The 15,553-nt window shown below is 60.7% G+C and carries 11 protein-coding genes; 1 reads left to right on the top strand and 10 read right to left on the bottom strand.

Features of this window, described 5'->3' with window-relative positions; genetic code table 11:
• Window positions 1-11 precede the first annotated feature (11 nt).
• From JZI28_RS14950 to JZI28_RS14930, 5 genes are read right to left on the bottom strand one after another with little or no spacing between them, the layout of a single operon-like run.
• On the bottom strand, window positions 12-1,148 hold the full coding sequence (locus JZI28_RS14950; protein ID WP_375698128.1) for a glycosyltransferase family protein: 1,137 nt from the start codon (window positions 1,146-1,148) through the stop codon (window positions 12-14).
• A complete protein-coding gene (locus JZI28_RS14945; RefSeq protein ID WP_375698127.1) occupies window positions 1,145-1,732 on the bottom strand; it encodes a histidine phosphatase family protein in 588 nt (195 codons plus the stop codon). The genes JZI28_RS14950 and JZI28_RS14945 overlap by 4 nt, the downstream gene beginning before the upstream one ends.
• Complete coding sequence (locus tag JZI28_RS14940) at window positions 1,729-2,829, bottom strand: glycosyltransferase family 4 protein (RefSeq protein WP_375698126.1); 1,101 nt, start codon at window positions 2,827-2,829, stop codon at window positions 1,729-1,731. Before JZI28_RS14940 ends, JZI28_RS14945 begins: the two co-directional genes overlap by 4 nt.
• The gene (locus tag JZI28_RS14935) at window positions 2,826-4,070 is read right to left on the bottom strand and encodes a glycosyltransferase family 4 protein (RefSeq protein WP_375698125.1); all 1,245 of its coding nucleotides are present in this window, start codon (window positions 4,068-4,070) and stop codon (window positions 2,826-2,828) included. Before JZI28_RS14935 ends, JZI28_RS14940 begins: the two co-directional genes overlap by 4 nt.
• Entirely contained in the window at window positions 4,067-5,293 is a 1,227-nt protein-coding gene (locus JZI28_RS14930; protein WP_375698124.1) for a glycosyltransferase family protein, read from the bottom strand. Before JZI28_RS14930 ends, JZI28_RS14935 begins: the two co-directional genes overlap by 4 nt.
• Window positions 5,294-5,664: 371 nt before the next feature.
• On the opposite strand from JZI28_RS14930, the gene JZI28_RS14925 reads away from it, so the two are divergent.
• Complete coding sequence (locus tag JZI28_RS14925) at window positions 5,665-8,016, top strand: mechanosensitive ion channel domain-containing protein (protein WP_375698123.1); 2,352 nt, start codon at window positions 5,665-5,667, stop codon at window positions 8,014-8,016.
• Between the two features lie 255 nt (window positions 8,017-8,271).
• On the opposite strand, the gene JZI28_RS14920 is transcribed toward JZI28_RS14925, so the two are convergent.
• From JZI28_RS14920 to JZI28_RS14900, 5 genes are read right to left on the bottom strand one after another with little or no spacing between them, the layout of a single operon-like run.
• Window positions 8,272-9,621, bottom strand: a complete 1,350-nt coding sequence (locus JZI28_RS14920) for a CoA transferase (protein WP_375698122.1) — start codon at window positions 9,619-9,621, stop codon at window positions 8,272-8,274.
• A complete protein-coding gene (locus JZI28_RS14915; RefSeq protein WP_375698121.1) occupies window positions 9,618-10,772 on the bottom strand; it encodes an ABC transporter permease in 1,155 nt (384 codons plus the stop codon). Before JZI28_RS14915 ends, JZI28_RS14920 begins: the two co-directional genes overlap by 4 nt.
• Window positions 10,769-11,797 (bottom strand): ABC transporter permease, encoded by a 1,029-nt coding sequence (locus JZI28_RS14910; protein ID WP_375698120.1) that lies wholly within the window; start codon window positions 11,795-11,797, stop codon window positions 10,769-10,771. Before JZI28_RS14910 ends, JZI28_RS14915 begins: the two co-directional genes overlap by 4 nt.
• Window positions 11,797-13,731: an ABC transporter substrate-binding protein gene (locus tag JZI28_RS14905; RefSeq protein ID WP_375698119.1), complete on the bottom strand. Its 1,935-nt coding sequence runs from the start codon at window positions 13,729-13,731 to the stop codon at window positions 11,797-11,799. Before JZI28_RS14905 ends, JZI28_RS14910 begins: the two co-directional genes overlap by 1 nt.
• Window positions 13,724-15,496, bottom strand: a complete 1,773-nt coding sequence (locus JZI28_RS14900) for a dipeptide ABC transporter ATP-binding protein (RefSeq protein WP_375698118.1) — start codon at window positions 15,494-15,496, stop codon at window positions 13,724-13,726. The genes JZI28_RS14905 and JZI28_RS14900 overlap by 8 nt, the downstream gene beginning before the upstream one ends.
• Between the last annotated feature and the right edge of the window lie 57 nt (window positions 15,497-15,553).

Below are 15,553 nucleotides of genomic sequence, written 5' to 3'. Positions count from 1 at the left end.
CATTTCCGTGCTCATACCTGTGCTTTGGCCAGATCATGGGCAATCTCTACCGCACGTCGGGCGCCGTCAAACTGAAACTGATCGGCTGAGCGGCGCGGCGCGCAACGCGCCTTTTTGACGGCTGCAATCAGGCGCTCCGGGGTCAGTTCTGCGGTGCGCAAAGCCTCAAAGCCTGCCAGCGGCGTCAGGCTGTGGGCGCGCAGGCTTTGTTCTACTTCTTTGCCGGCATCAAAGGGGATCAGCACGGCAGGTGTTTCTGCCTGCAACAGATCCAGCGCGGTATTGTAGCCGCACATGCTGACCGAGGCCGCCACATGGGTAAGCATCTGGCGAAAGTCCGGGCGGGCGGGCTCCAGTATCGCTGGCGAAGGGGTTTGGGACAGGTTTTCAATCCGGGCTTTGGCATCACTGCCGCCCACCAGCAGGCGCCAGGGGGTGTCGGGCATCAACCGCGCCGCCTGCAGGGCTGTCTGATAGATTTCATCGCCAACACTGCCGCCGCCAGCACTGACCAGTATCTCGCCACTGCCCTCGGCCGCAGGATGTGGCCCGGCGGCGGCCGGGGCGACAAATCCTGTGTATTGCAATTTGGCGGCCAGCATGTCAGAGACCGGCCAGCTCAGCTCCAGCCGGGTGGCCTTTGGGTCGGAATGCACCAGAACAGCGTCATAGAACTCTGCGATCACCGCATCTGCTTTGACGGCTTTTTCCGGCTTTGAGGGCGGCGCCAGAATATCGCGGATCGAGGCAAGGATTTTTGGCGGCTTGGGTAGCACCTTGGCTGCCTGCAGCAGGGCGCGAAATTCATGACGCAGAGAACGACGGCCAAAGGGATATAGCTCGGTGATCAGCAGATCTGGCTGCAGGTGTTGCAGGGCCTGACACAGGGCCGACTGGCGCTGGTGATAATACCGCTCATCCGCCAGCGCTCCGCCGGGGGTCAGAAGCTGGGTAAAATTCACCCCGTCCGAGCGCAAGGCAGGCAGTTGCAGCAGATCTATGTCACTGGTGGCGAGCTGCGGCGCGGGGAAGCCGCCCGAGACGATCTGCACCCTATCGCCGGCAGCCTGAAAGGCGCGCCCCAGGGTCAGCGCCCGCGACAGATGCCCGGTGCCAAGCAGATGGGTGACGACGATCATGACCTTCATGGGGTGGGCCGTTTCAACAGGCGCACAGGTTCGGCCCAGGGGGACAGATCCTCGCCGTCCAGCTCAATAACAAAAAGCCGGTTGCGTTTGATGCGAAAGGGGGCGGGGCCGTCGAAATTCCACTGATAGGCCTGCGCCAGGATCATCCGCATGATGCCGATATGGCAGACCGCAACCGTGTCGTGCTCCAGGCTGGTCAGCCAGGGTTTGATCCGCATCCAGACCTCGGCGGGGCTCTCGCCGCCGGGCGGGCGGTAGTCCCAGCCCCAGTGTTCTATATCGCGAAAGCCACTGTTTGGGGCCGCCTTCAGCTCCAGGCCCTTCTTGCCCTCCCAGTCGCCCCAGAACATTTCTGTCAGGTTGGCGGCGGTTCGCGGGGTTTTGCCTGTGACCAGCTGGGCTGTTTCCACCGCCCGCGCCAGCGGGCTGGACCAAAGCGCGGCCTGATCCCAGGGGCTGGGCAGGGCAAATTCGCCCAGCTCTGCACGGGCCGGGGCGTCGAGGGGGATATCGCTGCGGCCCTGGATCTGGCCTGCGCGGTTCCAGGCGGTATGGCCATGGCGCAAAAGAGCAAGGCGGATCATGGGCGTTCCTCAAGCAGGGGGGTGACGGCGCGCCAGAACCGGGCGCTGGCCGCCGGGGCCAGATGGTTGGCGGCGATCATCTCGCGGGCCTGTGCGCCTAGGGTCTGCCGCAGGCCTCGGTTGGATAACAGCTGTTGCAGTTTAGCGGTTAGCGCTGCGGCGCCAAGGGACACCTCTGGATAGTTCTCAGGCTGGTTACTGGGCGCCAGAATGTCCCGCATGCCGGGGCGATCCTGCGCCACCACCGGAACCCCGTGGCTTTGCGCTTCGAGATAGACCATGCCAAAGGCCTCATTGACACCGGGCCAAAAGAATAGACTGGCCTGTTCATAGGCCTTGGCCAGTTCCGTGCGGGAGAGTTGGCCCAGAAAGGTAACACGCTGGGCAAAGGGCGCCATCAGGGCCTCAACCTCGGGCCGGGCGGGGCCATCCCCGGCGATCTGCAACTGCCAGTTGCCCTGTAGCCCCCGCAGGCTGTCTGCGATGATCTGATAGGAGGCGAGCTTATCCCCGTGGCGCATCATGCCAACACTCAGCATGGGGCCATCCAATGTGCTGGCAGGCGGCAGGTTGGCGGCTGGCAGAAACGGGGGCAGGCTGTGCAGCGATTGGTCGGGGTGTTTGTCGCGGTCCAGCGTGATCAGGTCATTGGCGGTGAAATAGAAAATCACCGCTGCGGCATCTGCGGCCGCATGGGCAGACTGGGCAAAGTCCGCCCAGGGGCCGGTCAAGCGCCGGGAGGCCCGGGTGCTTTCGATCTGTACATAGGGAATACCGCGGGTCCGCGCGACCTGGGGACCAATGAGATCAGGGGCCTTGTAGTAGTTGTGATAGGTGACCCAAAGATCCACGGCGGGCATCTCGGCACAGAGACGACGGACCTCCTGGGTGGCTTTGTCCCGTAGCAGCGCCTGAAGCGCCGCATCGCCAGTCTTGTCAAAAACCTTCAGCTCGGTCACCAGATCAACCTCGGCGCCACCGGCGGCGATAATGTCGATCAGGTTGCGCGCCATTTCCCGATCGCCCGAAGGCACAGGGTGGCGCGGCGATTTCATCGGCGCATAAAAGGCGATCCGCTTGGTGCCTGCGGTGGTCATGAGCCCTGCAGCATGGTGTCCAGCCGGGTCACCAGCTGGGCAATGCCGGGGTCCATGCCAAAGTCGCGCCGCAGTCGTAACAGCGCGGCCTCGGCCATGTCTTGCGCCATCTTGGGATTGTGGGCCAGCGACAGGATCGCCTCGGCCAGGGCCTTTGGGTCATCCTTGCTGAGCAGCCCATGGGTGCCGCTGTCGATGAATTCGGGAATGGCAGAAACTGGCGTTGACAGGATTGGCAGCAATTGCGAGGCCGCCTCCATCAGCACATTGGGCAACCCATCACGATCCCCGTCCGCCGCAACCCGGCTGGGCAGGACAAACAGGTCAGAGTCGCGCATCGCCGCGATGACTTCGGGCTGATCGCAGGCGCCCCGCCAGGTAATTTGCTGCGCGATACCGGCGTCCTCAGCCATGTCCTGCAACAGGTCACTGAGACCACCGCCGCCAATATGGGTCCAGTGCCAGTCCAGATCCTGCGGCAGCAAGGCCATAGCGGCAATCAGCCGGTCAAAGCCCTTTTTCTCCACCAGGCGGCCAACCGACATCAGCTTCAGAGGGTCGCCCGCAGCCCGCCACTCTCGGGTGGGGGGGGCTGGGAAGCGTGCCAGATCCAACCCGTGATAGATCAGATCAATGCGGCTTGGGTCGTCTGACATTTGTTGCAGATGGCGGGCACCAAAGCCAGTGCAGGTGGCACCAAAGGCTGCGCCGTGATGCTGGCTTGATAGTTTTTCGCTGATTTCCCAGTCCGGTGAGGTCCAGATGTCCTTGGCATGGGCCGAAAAGCTCCAGGGCAATCCGCGCATGATGGCGGCATAGCGCGCCACAGAGGCGGGGGTATGCAGGAAATGCGCGTAGAGCCCCAGCACCTCGGCGGGGGCTTCGGCGGCCAGAACACAGGCCTGGCCAAAGCGGCGGATGCGGTTGCGGCTGGGATCGCGGGCCAGATCTGCACGCCAGATGCGGTAAGCCTCTGCATAGCCCGGCAAGGCCTGCGCCTCGGCGCGGGCGGCCCAGACGCGGTCAGGTTCCTGATACAGATATTCGGGCAGATAGCGCACCTTTGCCTTCAACCGCTCATGCAGTGGATGGCGTTTGACATCGGTGGGGTGGCGCAGCGACCAGATCTCAAAATCCAGGCCAGCCTCTTCCAGGGCGACAAGCTCTTGGGCGATAAAGGTTTCCGAGAGCCGTGGCCAGCCTTTGACCAAAACCGCCAGGGAAGGGTGCTCTGTGCTCATTCAGCGGCCTTTCGCGGCAAGTCGTGCAATAGGGAGGCAACCCGCCGGGTGACGCAGTCCAGCCCATCCAGTAACCCTTCTGAGAAGGCGGCTGAGGGTGGCTTTTGCGTCGCCAAGGCGCGGATCGCCTTGTTCATGGCCTTTGGCGTCCAGCCATCGCGCTTTTCATCCAGCATGGAAACCAGGCCCAGCTCCTCGGCCCGGCTGGCGCGGATCCATTGCTCCAACCGTGGTGTGGTGCGGGGCACGATAACAGCCGGTTTATCAAAGGAGAGTACCTCGCAGAAGGTGTTGTAGCCGCCCATGCAGACAACGCCCTGGGCGCCGGAGAACAGCGTCTCAATACGGGATTCAAACCCCACAGAGGTAACCCGGCCATCAAGAGCGGCAACACGGGTCTCAAAGGCCTCGCGGGTTTCGCCAGAGAGGAAAGGGCCGTAGACCAGCACGGCGCGTGGTGACAGTGCTGGGTCTTGTTCATAGGCTGACAACACCAGATCCACCATCATGGCGCCGTCGCCGCCACCGCCGGGGGTGATCAGCACATATGGCTGCTCGGGCGGGTCATCCCAGGCCCCGAGATCGCGCCGCAGATAGCCGGTCCAGTGCATCCTTGCCCGTGTGGCCGGGCTGAGCTCCAGCCCCTGGGTTGGATCGTAGATGGTGGACAGGCCATAGACCCAAATTTCGTCGTAGTAATTTTCGGTGGCCTCAACCGCCTCTTTGCGGGCCCATTCTGCGGCCAGGACGTCAGGCTCGTCCAGCACATCGCGCAGGCCCAGAACCAGCTTTGTCCGCGCCTGCTCTGCCAGCAGTTTCAGCGTCGGCAGCAGTTCACCACGAAAGCCGGTGGGTTCTTTGTCCACGATCAACACATCCGGGACATATTGTTCTGCCACGGAGCGGATCAAGCCACTGCGCAATTTGGTTGTCTCTTCGATGTTCATGCCCATGGTGCGTGAGGCATAGCTGCCGTCAGAGCGTTTGATCACCCCAGGCAGGCGCATATGATCGACACGGCTGGGAAAGGCAAAACGGCCCGCCACCGGCGACCCCGTCAAGATCAGAGCCGAAGCGGAGGGATCTGCAGCAGTAATCGCCCCTGCCAAGGCACGGGAGCGGCGCAGGTGACCCAGCCCGAATGTATCATGGCTATACAGCATTACCCGAGGGCCGCGTTGTTTGGCATTTTGCTCGAGCGAGAGATCTTTAGTCGAAGTCATTGGCTAGCCTGCAGCTGTACTACAGTTTGGGTGGTGCAATAGGAAAGTGCCGAAATCAAGGGGGTTAACCTTTCAAACTCCCGAAATTGGGCGAAATGGCAGGCAGGTGACAGCTCTTTGCCGTCTGACAGCCGTTCCCTGGGCGCAAGCAGACACAGCAACGCGTCGGGGCTGTGGCGCTGTCTGTACTGAATTTTTCAGGGGGCAGCCGGGGCGGAACACCGGTTTGCGACACTGAGGCGAGACATGGGCGAGGGTGCTGTTTCTGCACTCTGTTCAAATTCTCTTGTGGTGAAACCCGCTGCTTACAATTGTGGAGAGGGGGCCTTGTCGTTACCGTGAAAATACCATTTGAGCGGAGCCCGTCAGTTATGATTCATAGATTTTCCCAGTTACTCTGTTTCAGCCTCGTGCTGTTTGTCTGCGCGGTGGTGCTCCCCGGTGCAGGCCTTGCACAGGATGCAGCGGATGCGGCCCCTGATCCGGTGGCCCGGGCGGTGGAGCTGGCGGCGGAAAGTGGCCTTGGGGTGATTATTGTCGATGGCAATGGGTCTGTCACCTCACCCTCTCCTGTGGCGACCAAGGTTGCCCCCTCGCCGATGGAAGGACATTCGTCGCTGATGAAGGCGCAGACGGAGTTTCAGGCTTTCCGCCAAGAGCTTAACAGCCGTCTTGAGGCGCTGCCCTATTCGATCTTTGAGATGAAATACATCCTGCGCCAAACCAGCCCGGACGGGCGCATCCGCACCTATGCCGAGGTCCTGGGGTGGAGCCTGTTGTTTCTGCTGATCGGGCGCTGGCTGTCGGTTGAGATCTACGGCAAACGCATCGCCAAACGCTATGTAGTGGCCCGGATCAAGGCAGAACCAGAAGGCTATTACGAGAAAATGCCCTTTCTGGTCTATCGCTTCTTTATGGGGGGAGTGGGAACCATCGTTGCGATGGTTTTTGCCTTGCTGGCCTCGTTGATCATTTTTGGTGCATCGGGCGACAGTTCCGTCGAGTTCACCGTGACCGCGATCTATACCGCGTTTTTTGTTGCCAGCATCGTGTCCGACCTGTGGCGGATGGTGCTGTCGCCCTATCTCAGCCAATATCGGATGCCGGTGTTTTCCGATAGCGACGCCAGGCGGCTGTATCTTTCGGCTTCTGTACTGGCGACCTATGATGTCTTTTCATTGATTTTTGCCACCTGGGTTCACGATTTTGGGCTGAACTACAATGTCTACGCATTGGTCTCTGGCTTTCTGGCTTTGCTTGGGGCCTTGGGCGGTCTGGCCCTGATCGGCTTCAATGGCAGGGCTATTTCAAACGCAATCCGGGCAGGGCGCAGCAAGGAAGACTGCTCCTGGCTGCTGCGCGTTTTGTCGGTGGCCTGGGCACCCGTCATGGTCGTTTATATCGTCTTTGGTTGGTTGAACCTGGCGTTTGATCTGGTGTTGGAGCGGGAGATGTCAGTGCCCTTGATGGCTGGGACCTACATGGTTCTGACCTCCATTCTGGTTGTCTATGGGGTCATCAACTACGGCATTGAGGCTGTTAGCTATCGCCGCCGTCTCCCAGAGGGGCTTGCCCCTGCGCCTGTACTGGGCTCCGAAGAGGGGAACGCGGATGGCATGCTGTCCGAAATCTCTGAGGACGAGATCAAATCCATGTCCCAGAGGCAGGGATACAGGCTCTCGACTTTTCAGGAACTGGCGCGCCGGGTGGCGGGTATCCTTGCCTTTTTGGTGGGCGCCTATTCGCTGGTCCTGGTTTGGGCCCCCGAAGCCAGCTGGATGAAAACCACTGCTGCCGAGCGGGCGTTTGATGTCACTGTCATCCTGTTTTTGGGATATATTGTCTATCACACTGCGCGGATCTGGATTGACAGCAAGATTGATGATGAGGTCGGTGACGTGCCGGAGGCAGAGCTTGGGGACGAAGGTGGCCATGGCGGCGCCAGTCGTCTGGCCACGCTTCTGCCGCTGTTTCGCGGCGTTATCCTGGCCGTGGTGGTGGTGTCGATCATTCTGATTGTACTGCTGGAGCTGGGGGTGAATGTCAGCCCGCTGTTTGCTGGTGCTGGTGTGGTCGGTCTGGCCGTTGGCTTTGGGTCGCAAACCCTGGTGCGGGATATCTTTTCGGGGGCATTTTTCCTGCTGGATGATGCCTTTCGCAAGGGCGAGTATATCGACATTGGCGATGTCAAAGGCACGGTAGAGAAAATCTCGGTGCGCTCGTTCCAGCTGCGTCATCATTTGGGTGCGCTGCACACTATTCCGTTTGGCGAGATCAAGGTCTTGACCAATTATTCGCGCGATTGGGTGATGATGAAACTGCCGCTGCGGGTGACCTATGACACCGATGTGGAAAAGGTCCGCAAGTTGATCAAGAAACTTGGGCAGGAATTGCTGAGCGATCCGGTCATCGGTGACAGTTTCATGCAGCCCCTGAAGTCGCAGGGGGTGATTGAAATGCAGGATTCTGCGATGATCATCCGGGTCAAATTTATGACCAAACCGGGTGACCAATGGTTGGTCCGCAAGAAAGTCTATCAGGATATTCGTGAGCTCTTCGCCCGCGAAGGCATCAAGTTTGCCCATCGGGAGGTCACAGTGCGATTGGCCGAGGATCAGGTGGAGGATATGCCGCAGCATAAGAAAGAAGCCATGGCAGGCGCAGTGCAGGCGGCGATTGATGAAGACATCCTGGATGTGAACGGCGAGGGGGATGATCGCTAGCCACTGGAGCTGCCTGGAGGTGTCCGTGGCGCCTTAACATGACCGTGCTGTGCAAACCCCAGGGGGCCTGCGTGATTGGTCTATCCATATGAAGGGGGGGCTCCCGCCCCCAATGCGATCCGCTGACGCGCCTCGATTGGCGTTGGGCCGGGCGCCGGGCCTGCGGCCCGGCGGGGGCGATAGCGGCCTTGGAGTGCTAGGATTTAAACGTGACGCAGTGCCCCCCTGTCCTTAGTATTTAGGTGCCCTTGGCCCTTAGGTTAGAGACCAGCGGGCGGGGGCGCTGCCGCAGGCCTGCGCGGGGCGGTCCCAATGCATCTGGGTGGCGCCAACCTGCAAAGCGGGGCGCAGCCGCAAAGCCGGCCCCCAGGTGCTGTCTTCGATCTCGGGCGCGTAGTCTGCTGGCTGAGAGCCTGAAATCTTGGGCCCCGTGAGCTGCTGCGGTATCTGCGCCAGCTGCTCTGCCATGCGGGCGAGAGACAGCCGGGCGCTGGCAGCGCGCTGGGTTGTGGTCGCCGTGGTCAGAGCATTGAGCACAGCGGCAGCCATCATATAGCCGGTTGCATGGTCCAGAGCCTGCACGGGCAGCGGGGTTGGCTTGTCAGCCCCGGCCCATTGAGCGCCCCTGTCCGCGATGCCAGCGCTCATCTGTACCAGGCTGTCAAACCCGCGCCGTCCTGCCCAGGGGCCGGTCCAGCCATAGGCATCAAGTGTGACCTCTATCCGGTTGGCGGCGATGTGGTCGCGGGTGGCGAGGTCCAGTCCAAGCCCGTCGAGCGCGCCAGGGCGATAGCCATGTACCAGAACATCGGCCTGGGCCAAGAGGTCTTTGAACCGCTGCAGCCCCCCGTTGTCCCGCAGGTCGAGACTGGCCATGGATTTGCCCAGGGATATGTCTTGGATCACCCCTGGTTCGTCCCAGCCCGGCGGATCAATCCGCAGCACCTCGGCGCCAAAACCGGCCAAGGTCCGGGTGGCGATAGGGCCAGCGAGAACCCGCGTCAGATCTAGCACGCGCAAACCTGTCAGAGGCCGCGTGGTGGTTGCCTCGGGGCGGTCGCGCAGCAGAACGGGGCGCGGTGCAACCCAGTTTATCAGCGGCTCTTGTTGCACGGCCTGTCCCTGGGGGTGCGCCAGCCACTGCTCCCTGCTGCGCATAAAGGCAGCGACACCGCCCTGGGCGACAACCGCAGTTTCAAGCGCTTCCCCCTCCCATGTGGCGACCGCTGCGGTCACGGCTGCGGGGTCTTCGGCGCAGCCCAGAACCAAAAGGGCGGCAGCGCGGTGATGGGGCAGGTTGGTATGCAGCCGGATCCAACCGTCTTTGCAGCGGTAGTTGCCGGCAATCGGATCCCACAGGCGGGGGAGCTCCCAGCCCTGGGCTGCGAAACTGTAGCCAAACCAAAGTGAGGCAAGGCGCTGATCCACCGTTACCGGCTGGGTGTGGGAGCCGAGACCTGTCGCCTGCATCAGCAGTGCCAGCTGCTGGCCAACGGCGGCGAGGCTTGCATTGGCCAGCTCGCTGACGGCATAGGCGCTGTCATAGCGCCCCGTGCCAGTGGTTTGATAGCTCTCGGGGCTGGGGAAGTCTTGCAGCTGGCTCATTGTTGATAGGGGTCCAGACTGTCGCGCAGCCCATCGCCAAAGAAGTTGAATGCCAGCACGATGATGACAATCGGCAGCATCGGAATGGCGGTCCAGGGATAGATCTCGATTGAGGCAAGGTTTTGCGCATCATTGAGCATCACCCCCCAGCTGACCGCCGGCGCCCGCAGCCCGAGGCCGAGGAAAGACAGAGCCGTCTCGCCCAGGATCATCGCCGGGATCGACAGGGTGGCAGAGGCAATCAGATGCGACATGAAGTTGGGGATCAGGTGCTTGCGGATGACCCGACCAGAGGAGGCCCCCATCATTTCCGCCGCCCGGACGTATTCCTCTTCGCGTAGCGACAGGAACTTGGCCCGCACAGACCGTGCCAGCCCCGGCCAATCCAGAATGCCCAGGATCACCGAGATGATGAAAAACACCGCCACCGGTGACCAGTTTGACGGCACCGCTGCCGACAAGGCCAGCCACAGGGGCAGCTCTGGCAGCGAGCGCAGGACCTCGATCACCCGGTTGATCACCCAGTCAATCTTGCCGCCAAAATAGCCCGCAATCGAGCCAAAGAAGATGCCCAGCACAAAGGAAACCGAGATCCCGATGAGGCCAACCGTCAGCGACAATTGTGCGCCGTAAAGAATGCGGCTGAAAATATCGCGCCCCAGCCGATCAGAGCCCCAAAGAAACAGCGTCGCCCCTTCGGGTGCACAGAACAAATGGGTGTTTGACGGGATCAGCCCGGCAATATTGTAGCGCTCTGCCTGGCAAAAGAACTCAAGCTTGAGCGGATTTTCCAGATCCGGTTTGAACACCCATTGAAAGGTCTCCAGATCCGCCTCGGAGGTCATGGGATAGATGAAGGGGCCGATAAATTCGCCGTCATGGAAGAAGTTGATCGACTGCGGTGGCGAATAAAGGTTTTCGCTCATCCGTTGGTTGGGGCCATAGGGGGCGATAAAGCCGATGACAGGCAGCAAAAGATAGCAGATCAGCAGAAAGGCACCCGAGATCAGCCCCAGCTTATGGGTTTTGAACTTGCGCCAGATCAGTACCCAGTTGGGGGCATCCAGATCCTTGCGCTCCAGCTCCAGCAAGGAGGCCTGGGGATCATATGGCGCGTCGTCAACAAAGCGTCCGTCAGGAAGTTGGGTCATGCGTCACGCCCCTCGTAGCGAATGCGGGGATCCAGCAGGACCAGCAGCACGTCTGAAATCATCGTTCCAATCAGCGTCAGCAGGGCGACAAACATCAAGACAAAGCCGGAAAGAAACATGTCTTGGGTCTTGAGCGCGGTCAGCAGGGTGGGGCCGATGGTCTGCAGCCCCAGAACAACGGAGACCAGAACCGAGCCGGAAATCATCGCCGGCAGCAGGTTGCCAATATCGGCGACAAAGGGGTTAAAGGCCACCCGCAGAGGGTATTTTGCCAGCATCCGGGCTGGGCCCATGCCCTTGGCCACGGCGGTTTCCACATAGGGTTTGCCCAGCTCATCCAGCATATTGGCGCGCAGCCGCTGCATCATTGCCGAGGCCCCGGAGGTGCCGATGACAAAGGTCGGCACAATCAGGTGGATGAGAATGGATTTCACTTTTTCCCATCCCATGGGCTCGCCCTCAAAGGCGGGGTCCATCAAGCCACCAATAGGCAGGTTGAACCAGCGGTGCCCGTAATAGAACAGGATCAGGGCGAGCAGGAAATTTGGTGTGGCAAGGCCGAGATAGCCAATAAACGCAGAGGTATAATCGACCCAGCTGCGCGCCCGCGCCGCCGCCAGAACCCCCAGTGGCAAAGCCACCACATAGACAAACACCACCGCCGCAAGGTTGACCAGAACAGTAAGCCAGAGACTGTCGCCGACGATTTCCGCCACCGGGCGGTCAAATTCAAAGGACCAGCCAAAATTGCCCTGCACCAAACCAGAAAACCCATGCGGGCCGGGCAGGAAGCCAATCCAGATAAAATACTGCTGCCACAGGGGTTTATCCAACGCGTATTCGCTGCGCAGGAATTCGGCCTTGGCAACGCCGGCAGACTGGCCGCTGGCGCGCAGCTCTGCGATCTGATTGGAGAGATAATCGCCGGGAGGCAGGTTGATGATGACAAAGACCAGGATGGAGACCACCCAGAGCGTCAGCAACATGGTGCCAAACCGGTAAAAGGCGTAGCGCAGAATCTCCATCAGCCTTCACCGTCCTGAAAATAGAATTCGTCGGGGCGATAGATGCCAAAATGGGCACCGGGTTCCCAGGCCCAGATGGCCTGTTCGGGTACATTGTGTAGCCGGTTTGACACCACCACCGGCTGCGGCGCCGCTGCGACAATGCCAATGCCATAGACCTGATCTGCGTGGATCGAAAGCATTTGGTGCCAGATTTCGGCCCGTTCAGCGTCGTCGGCGGCCAGCTCCCACTCATGCAGCAGTTCCATCAGGCGCTGAGCGGGCTCCATGTCCGGTGCCTCGCCAGCGGCGCCACCGGTCTGGTAATACTGCCCCCATTTGGGCCAGGCCAAAAACACCTGATCGGTGGGCGCAAGAAAAGCGGGAGAGGTATGTTTTTGCGGTAGACCATTGTCCCAGCCGTACCAGACCGAGGCCATGGTGGTGCCGGAAAACACCCGGTTGCGCAGAATGTCGCGATCCAGCGGCCGCATGATCAGCTTGACGCCAATATCGTTCCAGTCGTCGGTGATGATCTGTAGCGCATTTTCCACTTCCTGACGTTCGCCTGCGGTCTCGACCACCAGCTCCATGCGGCGCCCATCGGGCAGATGGCGAATGCCATAGCCGTCCTTTTCTGTAAGCCCGGCCTGATCCAGCAGTTCGTTTGCCTGTTCAGGGTCAAAAGAGGCCCAGGCCTCGCGGAATTCGGGTCTAAAGAAAGGGCTTCGTTCCAGCACTGACATTGCACCGGGCTTGGCCAGTTTGAAATAGAGCGCCCGGTTGATGGCTGCCCGGTTGATTGCCAGCGACAGGGCTCGACGCACCCGCACATCACGCAGGGTGTTGCGCCAGACCGGGTCGGCGGTGTTCAGGTTTGGATAGATGGCGATCTGCGATGCAGCGCCGGTTCCCCACAGGTAGGTCTTGTAGGTGTCCCCGTCGTTTTCGCCCTTGCGCAGGATGGGGATGTCACGAAAGCCTAGGCCGCGGGCCTGCAAATCTGCCTGACCTGCGTTGGATTTGGCCGCGACCAGACCACCGGCCACGATCTCCATCTCGACGGTGTCAATATAGGGAAGCTGTACGCCCCGGCTGTCGACCCGGTGATAATAGGGATTGCGGACAAATTGATGGCGGATGCGTTTGCCGGCAGTGGCATTCATCCAGGGTTGCAGGGTTGGTAGCTCGTGATTGTCGAACTTGTACATGTTGTCGTATTTATTATGCAGGGCGGCCCAGCTTTTGACCCGGGCATAGTCCACCTCTTCGGCCAGGGTGTCGGCATCGGCATAATCGGCGTGGAATTGTTTCAAGTAGGCCGAAGGGCGGTAGATGAAGGGGGGGCGCGCCTGAGCCAGGTTTTGCAGGAACTGCGGGTGAGGCACCTGCCACTCAAAGATAACGGTGGTCTCATCCGGGAAACTGACCTGGGGCAGCTTGCCCTCTGCAAAGAGAAAATCCGGTGGCCCGGCGGGGCTCAGCAGCGGATTATTGGCGATGTCTTTCCACCAATATTCAAAATCAGCCGAGGTAAAGGGATCCCCATTGGACCAGCGATGGCCCGGACGCAGCCGCAGGGTGTAGCGCTTGTTCCCCTCGTTTTCATAGCCCAGCAAAATATCGGGTTGCAATTGGTAGTCTTCGCTATATCCCACCAGTCGGGCATAGCCGTAGACCACCATTTGACGGATGTCTTTGGAGCGGGTCACCATGGTGTTGAGCGTGCCGCCCTGCACACCAAACTGGCGCCCCTTAGCTGCCAGATCCACAACCAAGGGCGCATGGGGCAAGCGTTCAGAAATGGGGGGCAGATTGCCGGCGTCAACTTCTGGTTTCCAGAAGCCGCTTTCGACAAAACTGGGCCCGGCATGCCCCGGCAGCGGCAGCAGCAAGAGGCTGGCAGCAAGCACCGCAGAAGCGAGGGTGAAAAGTTTTTGTGTGGCTTTAAACATGGCAGCGTACCTTGTGTCCGGGCTCGAGCGGCACAAGCGGCGGCGCGTCAGAGCCAGAGAATCTAAAGTGTTCGGGCCAATCCTCGGGGCGGCCGGCCCCCTGCGCCACCAATTGCAGATTGATCGGGCGGTGAATGTCCGGCTCGGGTTGGGCTGCAATCAGGGCCTTGGTGTAGGGGTGCTGAGGATTGTGAAACAGGGTTTCGGGGGTCGCTTGTTCGACCACCAAGCCACGCCGCATCACCGCGACCTCGTCGGCGATCCGCGCCACCACGGCCAGATCGTGACTGATGAACAGATAGGAGAGTTGTTTTTGATCGCGAATTTGCTCCAACAGGCGCAGAATTTGCTCCTGCACCGACACATCCAGCGCCGAGGTGGGCTCGTCGCAGACCAGCAGGGACGGATTGAGCATCAGGGCGCGGGCAATCGACAGACGCTGGCGTTGTCCCCCGGAAAAGGCATGGGGATAGCGCTGCAGCATGTCTTCGCTCAAGCCGACCATTTGCAGCATGTCGCCAGCCTTTTCACGCCGTTCAGCCCGGTTGCCGATGCCGTGGATTTCCAGGGGTTCTACCATGGTGTCCAGAATACGCATTCTCGGGCTCAGCGAGGAGTAGGGATCCTGAAACACCATCTGGGCCTCGCGCTGAAAGGCGGTGCGGGCGGTGCGATCCATCTTGTGCACTGCGATGGGGTCGGCCCCGGCTGTGGCGCGAAACAGCACTTCGCCGCCGTCGTCCGGCGGTTCGGCCCCCAGGGCAATCCGCGCGGCTGTGGTTTTGCCTGAGCCGCTTTCACCGACGATGGCCAGGGTTTTTCCACGGGGCAGCTGCAGATCAATGCCGCGGCAGGCATAGATCAGGCTGGGGGCTTTCCAGCCTTTGCCGGCCCGCATGCTATAGGTTTTTGAAACCGCGTTCAGCTCCAGGATCAGGTCTTTTTGTTCTGGCATGGCCTTGGGGGCTGCGGCTGCGGGAATTTTTGGCGCGGCCTTGATCAGCGCCTGGGTGTAGGCATGGGCTGGGCTGGACAACAGCGGCTCGGCGGCGCCGGCCTCCATCACCCGCCCCTTGTGCATGACCACGACCTGTTCGGCCATATTGGCCACCACGCCCAGATCATGGGTGACCAGGATCATCGCCATACCCGTGTCGCGCTGCAGCTCCTTCATCAACCCCAGAACCTGCGCCTGGGTTGTCACATCCAGCGCGGTTGTCGGCTCATCTGCGATCAACAGCTTGGGCTTGGCCACCATGGCCATGGCAATCATGGCGCGCTGCCGCATACCGCCAGACAGCTCAAACGGATAAGAGCTGTAGGTGCGTTCTGGATCGGGGAATCCGACGCGTTCAAAACAGGCAAGCACCTTCTTTTTTGCTTCGGCCTCGCTTTGGCGCCCATGCAGCCACAGCACCTCGGCCACTTGATTGCCAATGCGGTGCAGCGGCGACAGGGATCGCATCGGTTCCTGAAAGATCATGGCAATCTGGTTGCCGCGCAGATCGCGCATTCCAGCCTCGGGGAGATGCACCAGTTCTTTGGAGCTGGCACCATCGTTAAACTGGATGCTGCCACTGCGGATTTGCGCTGCCTTTGGCAGAATGCGCAGAACTGCGCGACAGGTCACAGTCTTGCCGGATCCGCTTTCACCGACCAGCGCCAATGTCTCGCCGGGGGCGACGTCAAAACTGACCCCGCGCACAACAGAGTCATCCTTGCCAAAGCCGATGCTAAGGTCCTTTACCGAGAGCAGAGGCGCCATTCAGTGCTGCCCTTGGTGATGTCGTGATCCGGTCATTATGTCCCGTCTTTCCCTGTT

It is taken from the genome of Pseudophaeobacter sp. TrK17, assembly GCF_042192375.1.
Taxonomy (GTDB): domain Bacteria; phylum Pseudomonadota; class Alphaproteobacteria; order Rhodobacterales; family Rhodobacteraceae; genus Pseudophaeobacter.
The sequence above is the reverse complement of the archived record's forward strand: the minus strand, read 5'-3'. Positions and strand labels throughout refer to the sequence as shown.

Coding starts and splice junctions, on each gene's coding strand:
- JZI28_RS14920 (WP_375698122.1), bottom strand. CDS start 9,621: ATGAGCCAGCTGCAAGACTTCCCCAGCCCCGAGAGCTATCAAACCACT.
- JZI28_RS14915 (WP_375698121.1), bottom strand. CDS start 10,772: ATGACCCAACTTCCTGACGGACGCTTTGTTGACGACGCGCCATATGAT.
- JZI28_RS14910 (WP_375698120.1), bottom strand. CDS start 11,797: ATGGAGATTCTGCGCTACGCCTTTTACCGGTTTGGCACCATGTTGCTG.
- JZI28_RS14935 (WP_375698125.1), bottom strand. CDS start 4,070: ATGAGCACAGAGCACCCTTCCCTGGCGGTTTTGGTCAAAGGCTGGCCA.
- JZI28_RS14930 (WP_375698124.1), bottom strand. CDS start 5,293: ATGACTTCGACTAAAGATCTCTCGCTCGAGCAAAATGCCAAACAACGC.
- JZI28_RS14945 (WP_375698127.1), bottom strand. CDS start 1,732: ATGATCCGCCTTGCTCTTTTGCGCCATGGCCATACCGCCTGGAACCGC.
- JZI28_RS14940 (WP_375698126.1), bottom strand. CDS start 2,829: ATGACCACCGCAGGCACCAAGCGGATCGCCTTTTATGCGCCGATGAAA.
- JZI28_RS14900 (WP_375698118.1), bottom strand. CDS start 15,496: ATGGCGCCTCTGCTCTCGGTAAAGGACCTTAGCATCGGCTTTGGCAAG.
- JZI28_RS14905 (WP_375698119.1), bottom strand. CDS start 13,731: ATGTTTAAAGCCACACAAAAACTTTTCACCCTCGCTTCTGCGGTGCTT.
- JZI28_RS14925 (WP_375698123.1), top strand. CDS start 5,665: ATGATTCATAGATTTTCCCAGTTACTCTGTTTCAGCCTCGTGCTGTTT.
- JZI28_RS14950 (WP_375698128.1), bottom strand. CDS start 1,148: ATGAAGGTCATGATCGTCGTCACCCATCTGCTTGGCACCGGGCATCTG.